This is a genomic window from Candidatus Krumholzibacteriia bacterium (genome assembly GCA_029865265.1).
GTDB lineage: Bacteria > Krumholzibacteriota > Krumholzibacteriia > WVZY01 > JAKEHA01 > JAKEHA01.
The window spans coordinates 25,541-36,388 of the sequence record JAOUHG010000034.1; the positions used below are offsets into that span (position 1 = coordinate 25,541).

Here is a 10,848-nt window from a genome sequence, read left to right on the forward strand (position 1 = left end):
TGTGGGTGCCGCGGCCGGCCCCCGGGGATTACCCTCCCCCCGGTTTGAAACACCCGCCGCCTACTCGCCGCAACTACCCGTGTTGTGGTAATCTACGTCGATCAGGAATGAATCCTCCGTCTCACACGTTGAAGGAAACCATTGTATGAAGTCCTCGCGTCTTTTCTTTCTCGCCTTGCTGGCCGTATGCACGCTGTCATCGCTTCCCGCCCTTGCGGCGGAGAAGCCGGTAAACCTGTCGCTGGTCACGCCGATCTCGATCGCAAAGGAAACCGACTCGGTGACGGCGTTTCGCTTCAGCCTGCTCTACGGCAAGAACACGTCCGTCGAGGTGCTCGACCTTGGCCTGATCAGCCACACCACCTCGGGCCTGTCCAGGGGGCTGCAGTGGAGTGCGGTGAACATCGCCGAGGCGGACTTCAAGGGCCTGCAGATCGGCTGGCTGGTCAACTACAACGCGGGGAGCTTTGAGGGCGTGCAGTTCGGGTTCGTGAATCACACCATGAACGGAGACGGCCTGCAGATTGGCTTTGTGAACTACGCGCAGAAGTACCACGGCCTGCAGATCGGCCTCGCGAACATCATCTCGCAGGACGGCTTCATGCCGGTGTTCCCCTTCGTCAACTGGTCGTTCTAACCGGCGGGTCGCCGGCCCGGCCCGGGGCATGCTATAATCTCCAGGTTAACGTGCGGGTCCCCCCGGCCGCCGGGGTCCGTTCGTTCCCCTCGCCCAGAGGCGGCTCCTCTCTGCCCGGAGGAACGCCATGCGTGCACGCCCTGCCTTCATCGCCCTGCTCGTTGTCTGTGTCTTCCCGCCGTTCGCCGCCGCCCAGGGTGGGCCGGTGGTGTTCAAGGGAACCGAGGTCACCCCGCTGGGAAACGCGACCCTGTCGGTTGCGCCGGTCGTTGCCGGCGAAGCGGCGCTGTTCCCCAACAAGCTCTTCGTCGGCGGTTTGAGTTTCAGCGGCAACGATGGCTTTCGCATGCACATCGGCGGCGGAACCGGTGCGCACATCCAGTGCCAGGACCTGGTTGCCTCGCTGCCGCTGGGAAGCTCGGTCGAGTTTCGCACCAACGACACGGCCGGTATCAACCCGTGCTGCCTGGTTGGCCTTCCGGCAGCGGGCGCGGTCACCGTCACCCCGGACTTCTCGCCACTCGGCGCCACCAGCTACCGCGTGGAAATCTGGAACGACGGCGCGCCGGTGGCCGGTGCCGATGGTGTCATGGGCGGCATGAGCACGTCGGCGTTGCCGGTTGCGTTCTCCGTCGACCTTGAGTCCGTCATTGCGCCGTTGCCAGATCCGTTTTCACTCCCGGCCACACTGCGATTCGGTTTGTCGCAGGGGTTCCTGCTGCGCTGGGCGGGCGACGTCACATTGATGGATGCGGTGGGTACGGCGCTGGGCACCGGCGACGAGTTGCGCATGTTCCCGGAGGGGACCGCGATGCTCGCGTCGGTGGGGTCCGTGGACGTGCTGGTTGCCGCCTTGAGCCCGGCCGGACCCTACACGCTCGGCGTGGACGACCTGGCGCAGCAGATGTCGGGGCACCTGCGCCGCGGCGGTGGCGGCGCGGTCATTTCGGTCGACATGGGCAAGGCCACCATGACGCTTCCCGCCGGCGTCGCCGGCGGCATGCAGGTGGACGTGGACGCAGAGCAGTCCGCGGAGTGCCTCATCTGGGACATCAAGGACGGATGCAGCGCGGGCGACACGGACGAGTTTTCGGTGACGGGCGAACTGCTGACGGGCGGGCAGGCGCAGATTGGCCGCGTGGCGTCGGTGCACAACGGTTCGCAGTGGACAGTGACGCCTGACTTCAGCGGCTCGGGTTCGCCCGATGCGGCGGTGGAGCTGTTCGACGATTCCGGCAACCTGATGGGAATCAATCCGTGCTGCTTCGAATTCAGCATCATGACGACGCAGTGGGCCTTCGAGACCGGCGTGGAGAGCAACAACAGCCTCGCCCTCCTGCTCGGCTTCGCCACCCCGGTCACGGTCGACCTGCCGGGTGTGGGTACGGTTCCCAATGTGAGCCGCATCAAGATGCACTCGAACGCCACCCGCAAGCACCGCTTCTTCGTGATTGTCGATCGCACCCACCTGAGTGCGGTCGGCGGCGACTTCGCCGTGCAGTACGAACCCAACGTGTTTTCGCTTGCGCAGGCATCGACCATGGTGTCGTTTGCATCGCGCGGCGCCGCGTATGGAAAGAGATTCCACGACGGTGTGGTCATCAACGCAATGGGCATGAGCGGCAACGATGGCGTGGACGTCCAACCGATGCCCGCGCAGGACCAGTTCGGCGTGGAGTGGGCGCCGCTGGGGCCGCCCAGCGCCACCATGGCCGAAACCGACTGGGCCTTCGTGAGCCGTCTGGCGAGCGATCCCACGCCGGTGCGGCGCATGTCGGTGCACCTGATTTCCAACGGTTCAATGGTGGCCGCGCACGTCGACCCCGAGCAATCGTCCACCACGGAGTACCGCGTGATCCTGCGCAACGGCGGCGCGGTGGTCGCGGAGTACGTCCACACCAGCCTGGCCACGGCCTTCGCGGAACTTCCCGACTGGCCGGCGGGCGCGGGCTTCCAGGTGTTGCAGTATCCCGACCGGCCGTGGTCCATGTGGATCGACCTCGGTTACGAGATGGACGTGGTGACGCCGGGCGGCCCCGTGTCGCAAAACCGTGCCGCGTTTCCGCTGACCAAGGCCGATCTGATTGAGATTCTCGCCGACAAGACATCGTTTCAGGGTCAACCGGTCGAGACGGCCCTGAGCGGACGCGCCATCAACCTGGCGACCCTCGTTGTGACCGACCGGGAACCACGCCTCACCGGCATCGGCGCAACGCCGCAAAGCGCGCATTCGGTGCTGCGGCCCGCCTACCCGAATCCGTTCAACCCGCAGACCACGCTCGCCTTCGACCTGGCCACGAGCGGTGTGGTTTCGCTGAAGATTTACGCGGTGGACGGACGCCTGGTGGCGACTGTGCAGGAGGGCACGCTGCGCGCGGGCAGGCACGCGTACACGTGGAACGGCCGCAACGGGCGCGGACAACCGGTGGCTTCGGGGGTATACCTGGCCGAGCTGCGCACACCCGACGGCATGCAGCGCGCCAAGCTGAACCTGTTGAAGTGATAGATCCTACTCCGAGGGCGCCGGCATCGACTCGATGACCTTCATCATCTCGATGAGGTCGGGGTCGTCGGGCGCGGCCTCGAGACCGGCGCGCACCCAGCGGGTCGCCGCGTCGAGATCCTTGTCGAAGAAGGCCGCGGTGGCGAGAATCTTGTACGCGGTTGCCTTGTCTTCCGCGTCTCCCGACGCAACGATCTCGAGGGCCAGCTTGCGCGCTTCCTCGTTGCGGCCGGAGCGCTGCAGCGCCACCGCCAGGTAGCCCGAAAGGCGCGGATAGCGCGGGTTCTGCGCATACGCCTGCGCCAGAACGCGCGCCGCCTCTTCGAACTTCTCCTGCAGCAGGAGCGTGCGCCCGTAGTTTATGAGCGAGGTGTCGCGGTTGGGGTCCATGCGATACGCCTTCGCGAACGCCTCCGCCGCCTTCTCCTCGTCGCCCGCGTTCATGTAGTACGTGCCCAGGTAGGTGTACACCGAACCCATGTTCGCCGTGACGATGGTGCGGTTGGACACCAGAAAGAACGTTGCCACCGCCACGCCGATCATGACCCACGCGGACTTGTTGCGCTTCTGCGCCAGCTCCTGCCACACCCACGCAATGAAATACGCCGCCAGCAGGATCACCACCGGTACGACGGGCAGGCGGTAGCGCGCGTTCAAATAGAAGAGGACAATGGAAAAGATCGCCACGCCCAGGTACAGCGCCACGATAGCGCGGTTTCTTCCGCCGCGCATGAACACAATAAGACCCGCGAGCCCCAGCGGCGCGATGAGCGCAAACTGTAGGAACGGAAACTTGAACAGGCGCGTCGCGTCCTGGAAGTACATGACCTCGGGCAGGTCGTGCACCTCGATCTTGTTCCAGAACAGCACGAACTTGCGGGCCAGCAGAGCCATCCACCCACCCGGATCCTGCCTGATGCCATCCATCGCCTTCTGCATGTAGAAGTCGGACGCCTCTGCGTCCGTCATCTCGTGCCCGGTTTCCTTTTCGGCCAGCGCCAGCGCGTCCTCCAGCAGGCCGGCGCGTTCGCCGCGCATCTCGTCCGGCGGCTGGTACACACCCTCGGTGCCGATCCGGTTGCCGATGTAGAAGTTGATGCCGCCGTGCGCGGTCACCGGCACGAACTCGCCGGCGTGCTTGAGGTTGTGCAGGGTGGGCGGCAGCAGAAACAACGCCACCCCCGCGGCAAAACCGAATGCCGGAGCGAGCCAGCGGCGCTGCTTCAGGTTGCGGCCAATAATCCACACCGGAATTGCCGCCGCCAGCAGCAGAAACAGGTTGGGGCGCCCCAGCGAACCCGCACCGCACAGCGCGCCGATGACACCCGCGCTGAGCCACACCGGAACCCGCCAGCGGCCGAGACGCAGGGTGCGGTGGCCGCGCAGGTCTTCGTCAAGCGCGAGGCACAGGGTGAACGAGGCGATGAGGATGAACACCTCGAGCGACGTCCCCAGCAGCATGCCCTCGTACAGCATGAACTGGGTGTAGAGCACCGCCATGGCCGTGGCGACGAGCGACACGGTTGTCTGTGACAGGCGCCCGCGCTGCGGTTTCTCCACCAGCAGGCGGCCCGCCACGTAGACGAGCACCACCGCACCCAGACCGATGACCGCCTGCAGCACGCGCGTGGCCATCAGGCCGTCGCCGAACAGCTTGAACACCACCACCAGGAAGAACGGATACAGCGGGTTGAAGGTGAGTGCCCCCGCGGGGATCCCCTGGCCGCCGATGATGTCGCTGGCGAGGGTGCGGTAGAACGCCGCGTCGATGGACAACTCCCCGCCCACTTCCGACGAGGCAAGGCGCGCCAGCCACACCACGCGCAGCAGGACCGCCACGGCCATGATGACGATGAAAATGAGCGTGGGACGGGCGTTGGTCCTGCCGGGGGATGCTTTGCTCATACTGCCGGCTGCCTGCGGGGATGGCGATTTTTGGGCACGCGGAGACACGGGCCGTGATCCTAGGGAATAGGGCAACGGGTGTCAATCCGGGTGTCCGGAAGAGTTGTTCGGGGCAAAAAAGCGACGGCGCCGGTTGAGTTGGGTGGTTGCCTCCGGCGCCGTCCTTTTGGCCGCTTTATGTCTCGCGGGGGTCGAGAAGGGACGCCCGAAGCGAGACGGGCCTTTCTCATGCAGGACACTTGTCCATAAGAGAGCATGAGTACTTTCCAGGCCCCACGCCATAATGCAATTGCATTATTTATTTCCGAGCGCTCCAGAGGCACACTTATGGAAGACCACGGCCGCGCCCAGTTCGGAGGGATCCCGTGCGACTTCCCGAACCCGTCGACCCGTCCGTCCCTTGTCCCGACTTGCGGACAAGCACCCCCTCGTCAAACTTCGTCGGAGCCCTGCATCCGGCGTATCTCCGGAGGCAACCATGAACCTCCTCCGTTTCGTCATTGCATCCATTCTTGTAACCGCGGCTCCGTCCGTGTTGTGGGCAGCGACACCCGTTCACCTGTGGAGCCAGCGCTTTGGTGACATCGGATATGACACCGGCAACAGCATCGCCATCGACGGATCCGGCAACATCCTGGTCGCAGGCCAGTTCGAGGGTACGGTGAACTTTGGCGGCGGTGATCTAACGAGCGCGGACTCCTACGATGTGTTCCTCTGCTGTTATACGCCGGCGGGTGTGCACCTGTGGAGCGAGCGCTTTGGCGGCACATCGCATGAGTTTGTCAGCGACCTCGCGGTGGACCCGTCCGGTAACATCGTCCTGACAGGACAGTTCGAGGACACCACCAGTTTTGGTGGCACCCCGCTTGTCAGCGCGGGTGAACGTGACATCTACCTCGCGCGATTCACATCCACGGGAGCGCACCTCTGGAGCCAGAGATTCGGCAACATCGAATGGGAATGGCCATACGCCCTCACCACGGACGGCCTCGACAATATCATCCTGGCGGGAGCGTTCACCGATTCGACGGACTTCGGTGGCGGCCTGCTGACCGGGGACTACACCCAGGCGTTTGTCGCCACGTATGACGCGAGTGGCGCCCATCTGTGGAGCCGGTCGTTTGGCGGCACGTTCAGCGACGAGGCCCTGGGGGTTGCGGTGGACGCAGCGGGCAATGTCGCGCTTGCGGGATACTTCTACTACACGGCGGATTTCGGCGGTGGCGACCTGACCAGCGCCGGAAGCTCCGACGCCTTCCTTGCCATGTACACGCCCGCCGGCGCGCATGTCTGGAGCCAGCGATTCGGCGCGAACTACGCGGACCGTGCGCTTGCCCTGGCGATGGATGGCGCGGGCAACACTTGTTTGGCGGGAACCTTCAGTGGTACCGCCAGTTTCGGCGGCGGAGACCTGACGAGCGCCGGAGGCTCCGATATCTACCTGGCCAGCTATGACTCCGGCGGGAGCCACCGCTGGAGCAAACGCCTCGGTGGCCAGCAGGGCGAAACGCCGGTCAGACTCAGAGCAGATGCGGCGGGCAACATGCTCCTGGCCGGGTACTTCAACGGTCTGACGAATCTCGGCGGGGACAACTTCCCCAGCGCCGGCGACACGGACGGCTTCCTTGCCAGGTACGATGCGAACGGAGAGCATGTCTGGAGTCTCCGTCTCGGGGATTACTGGCGCGACCGCGTGTACGATGTTGCGGCGGACGCGTCGCTGAACGTGTATGCGACCGGTTTCTTCTACGGAACGATCAACCTGGGTGGGGACGACCTGGTCTCACCGGGCGGCTACGATGTCTTCCTCGTCAATTACTCCGCAGAACTCGCCGAGCCGCGGATCGCCTCCATCACCGACATCGGCAACGACCAGGGGCGCACGGTCAAGCTGCGCTTCCTCCGCTCCGGCTACGACGCCGACGGCTCGGGAACCCCCGTCACGGGTTACGAGGCCTACCGCCGCGACGACCCTCCGCCCACGGGGGCACAGTCTCAACGCGACCTGCGCGCTGCGGGCTGGACGTTCGTGGGCGCGGCACCCGCCCACCACGAGGCGAGCTACGGGATCGACGTCCCCACCATCGGCGACTCGACGGAGACACTCGGAGCCTACTACTCCGTCTTCTACGTCCGCGCCACCACCGCCGACCTGACCGAGTACTTTGACTCCGCGCCCGACAGCGGTTGTTCGGTGGACAACCTCTCTCCGGGTGTCCCCACGAATCTCGTGTACGACGACGGTGTTCTCACCTGGGACCCGTGTCCCGATCCCGATTTTGACCATTTCACGGTCTACGGAGCGCCCACGCAGTGCTTCTGCGGGGCCATCGTGGTGGACGACTGTCCGGTGCCCGTCATGGATGTGCATGCATCACCGTATGCGTTCTACTTTGTGACTGCGACCGATCGATCCGGCAACGCAAGCACGTTCACACCGGTTCGCGCGGGCGCGACGGGCACACCACGAAGCTACGTGCTCTCGGTCGCCAACTACCCCAACCCGTTCAATCCAACCACCGAAATCGCGTTCACGATTCCGTCGCCCGGACCCGTGACGCTGGCCATCTATGACGCGCGCGGTGCGCGAATCGCCACCTTGATAGACAACCAGGCGCATCCACCGGGTCCCTTCCGAATGGAGTGGAGTGGTGTGTCGGACGCCGGTGTGGTTGTCTCCTCGGGCATCTACTTTGCGCGTATCGAACACGCAGGCGTGACACGCACGCGGAAGCTGGTGATGATGAAATGAAGACGAAACCTTCCATCATGGTGCTTTCGGCTCTGGCGATCCTCAGCCTGGGCATCACCCCGGCAATGGCACAGCAACCCGTGCACCTCTGGAGCCACGGCTTCGGCGGCACGTCCTGGGACCAGGGTACGTCGATCGCCGTGGATGCCGACGGCAACGTCATTATCGCGGGGTCGTTCCAGGGCACCATGAACCTGGGCGGCGGCAATCTCACCAGCGCGGGAGACCGCGACATCTTTCTCGCCCAGTTCGGCCCGGGCGGAGCGCACCAGTGGAGCAAGAGCTTCGGCGGGACGGGATACGACGAAGCCACCGCGGTGGCGGTTGACCCCGCCGGCTATGTACTCGTCACCGGCCGTTTCGAGAATACGATCAACTTTGGCGGCGGGGCGCTCATCAGCGCCGGCGGTCCGGACATCTTTCTCGCCAGGTTCGGTCCCACGGGAGGCCATAACTGGAGCAAACGCTTTGGCAGCACCGGCTGGGACGAAGGGCTGGCCCTGGTGGCGGACATCAGCGGGGGCGCGATCATGGCCGGCGCCTTCGAGGGCGCGGTCCAGTTTGGGAACACCAGTTCGCTTTACAGCGCCGGCGGCCAGGACATCTTTGTGGCGCGCTACAGCGCCAGCGGTTCCCCCCACTGGGCTCAGTCCTTTGGCGGAACGGCGAGCGACCGTGCCGAAGCACTCGCCATGGATTCGGCCGGGGATATCATCGTCACCGGCATCTTTGCCGGTACGGTTGACTTTGGTGGCGGCGGCCTGGTGAGCAGCGGCTACGACGCGTTCGTTGCCAAGTACACCGCGACCTCGCACCAATGGAGCCAGCGCTTTGGCAACACCGGGGACGATATCGGTACCGCGGTTGCCACCGATGGAGACAACAACGTCGTCGTGGCGGGCAGCTTTCAGACTTCCATCGACCTGGGGGGTGGAGCCATCTGGGACAACGGGGGCGGAGACATCTTCTTCGCCGGGTTCAACGGCGCGGGTGTGCATCAATGGAGCCAGGGCCTCGGCGGATCGTCGGTGGATGAGGCGCACTCACTCGTGTGCGATCCGTACGGGGGTATTCTGCTGACCGGCTATTTCTGGGACATTACCAACTTTGGCGGTGATGACCTGGCCAGCGCGGGGTATGCGGATGTTTTTCTCGCCCGCTTCACATCCTCGGGCGCGCATCAGTGGAGCACCTCCTTCGGCAGCACCGGCTACGACTACGGACTCGGCGTGGCCCTGTCTGGTGTCGGCAAGGTGCACACGACGGGCATGTTTCAGGGCGCGGTGGACTTCGGCGGGGGCGTTCTGACTAGCGCCGGAAGCAGCGATATCTTCGTGGCGCGCTACGGCCCCGAACCGGCCGCGCCGTTCATCTCGTCGATCGAAGACATCGGCAACGACCAGGGGCGGCTTGTGAAGGTTCGCTTTGTGCGCTCCGGCTTCGACGTTGCCTTTTCCTCCACGTCGATTGTGAGCTACGAATTGTACCGCCGCGACGATCCGGCGCCGGCGTTTCAATGGGGGCCGCATGATCGCAGTCTGCGCGCGGACGGCTGGACGTTCGTGGGGTCGGTGCCGGCCCACGCCGAACCTTCCTACGGCATCGACGCCCCCACCATCGGCGACTCCACCATCAGCCTGGGAGACTATTACTCCACGTTCTTCGTGCGTGCGGCGGCCGCGGCGGCAGGAACCTTCTACGACTCCGCGCCGGATAGCGGCTACTCCATCGACAACCTCGCCCCGGGTGTGCCCGCTGGGCTCGCGTACAACACCGGCACGCTGACCTGGGACGAGTCCCGCGCCGAGGACTTCGACTACTTCACCGTGTACGGCGCCAACACGCAGGTGTTCGGAGCGGCAACCGTGGTGGACTACTGCGTGGCGCCCACGATGGACATCACGGCCGCGGGCTGCGTGTTCTACTTCGTCACCGCCACCGACTTTTCCGGCAACGAGGGCGCGGCGGCCATGATCAATACCGCCTCCGGGGTGGGCGGAACGCCGAAGGACTACGTTCTTTCCGTCTCCGCGTACCCCAACCCCTTCAACCCGTCCACGACCGTGCGCTATACGCTTCCCGCGCGGGGTCGTGTGACGGTGGCGGTTTACGACGCGCGCGGGGCGCGGGTCGCGACCCTCGTTGACGCGGACCAGGACGCCGGCGCCTACACCGAGCGCTGGGATGGGCGCGACGGCGCGGGCCGGACCATGAGTTCGGGGGTGTACTTTGTGCGCGTGGATCACCCCGCCGGAACGAAGGCCTACAAGATGGTGCTGCTCAAATAAGCCGTACTTGCACGCCGGGGCACATTCGTCCTAGAGTCGGGGCGTTCAGGAGGAACCACTATGAACGTCCCGACTCGTCTCTTGTTGCTCGCCGTTCTTGCCGCCGTCGTTCTCGGCGGTTGTTCCAAGACCAATCTCACCAACCTGTACCGGGATCCCAACTATCCCAGCCAGCCGCTCACCAACGTGATCGTGGTGGCGGTGGAGCGCAACGAAGACCTGCGCCGCATGTGGGAACAGGCCATCGCCGCGGAGTTCCAGGCGCGCGGCGTCCTGGCCACGCCGTCGTACCAGGTATTCCCCACGTCGCTGCCCGACAGCCAGCAGGTGCGGGTGGTGATCGACCGCGACGACATGAACGGCGCGGTGGTGACGCACCGCCTCGCGGTCACCCAGACCGGGAACTTCGGCGGCGGCTACGACAAGCAGACCACGATGTCGCGGCAGGACTACTGGAGCGGCTGGTACCACTCGTACTACCAGACGGTGATGCTCGGCTCGCCGCCCCCGGACAAGGAAAAGAAGGGCCGCTACCAGATCGACGTGTGGAGCGCGCTCGACGGTGGCAGGTTCGTGTGGACGGGAAGCACGGTGGAGATCGACCCGACGTCGGTGGACAAGCTGCGCGAAGAAGTGGCCGGCCAGCTGGTGCCGGAGCTGCAGCGCCAGAACGTGATTCCGCAGAACTGACGACTCCCCGGCTATGAGCCGTCGCGCGACAGCCAGTCGATGTAGCCCTCTATTTCGGCCAGGGTGGAATCCG

Annotated in this window: 6 protein-coding genes; 5 read left to right on the forward strand and 1 reads right to left on the reverse strand. The window is 65.0% G+C overall.

Annotated features, from left to right (window positions below):
- Positions 1 to 145: 145 nt before the first annotated feature.
- Positions 146 to 637, forward strand: coding sequence for a hypothetical protein (locus tag OEX18_12890; GenBank protein ID MDH4338161.1), 492 nt, complete (start codon positions 146 to 148; stop codon positions 635 to 637).
- A 127-nt stretch (positions 638 to 764) separates the two neighbouring features.
- Positions 765 to 3,140: a T9SS type A sorting domain-containing protein gene (locus OEX18_12895; protein ID MDH4338162.1), complete on the forward strand. Its 2,376-nt coding sequence runs from the start codon at positions 765 to 767 to the stop codon at positions 3,138 to 3,140.
- A gap of 6 nt (positions 3,141 to 3,146) precedes the next feature.
- Here the strand turns inward: OEX18_12895 and OEX18_12900 are convergent, their stop codons facing one another.
- A complete protein-coding gene (locus OEX18_12900; protein MDH4338163.1) occupies positions 3,147 to 5,045 on the reverse strand; it encodes a tetratricopeptide repeat protein in 1,899 nt (632 codons plus the stop codon).
- A gap of 478 nt (positions 5,046 to 5,523) precedes the next feature.
- On the opposite strand from OEX18_12900, the gene OEX18_12905 reads away from it, so the two are divergent.
- From OEX18_12905 to OEX18_12915, 3 genes are read left to right on the forward strand one after another with little or no spacing between them, the layout of a single operon-like run.
- A complete protein-coding gene (locus tag OEX18_12905) occupies positions 5,524 to 7,797 on the forward strand; it encodes an SBBP repeat-containing protein (protein ID MDH4338164.1) in 2,274 nt (757 codons plus the stop codon).
- Positions 7,794 to 10,085 (forward strand): T9SS type A sorting domain-containing protein, encoded by a 2,292-nt coding sequence (locus tag OEX18_12910; GenBank protein ID MDH4338165.1) that lies wholly within the window; start codon positions 7,794 to 7,796, stop codon positions 10,083 to 10,085. The genes OEX18_12905 and OEX18_12910 overlap by 4 nt, the downstream gene beginning before the upstream one ends.
- Positions 10,086 to 10,145: 60 nt before the next feature.
- Complete coding sequence (locus OEX18_12915) at positions 10,146 to 10,775, forward strand: hypothetical protein (protein ID MDH4338166.1); 630 nt, start codon at positions 10,146 to 10,148, stop codon at positions 10,773 to 10,775.
- The last annotated feature ends 73 nt before the right edge of the window (positions 10,776 to 10,848 follow it).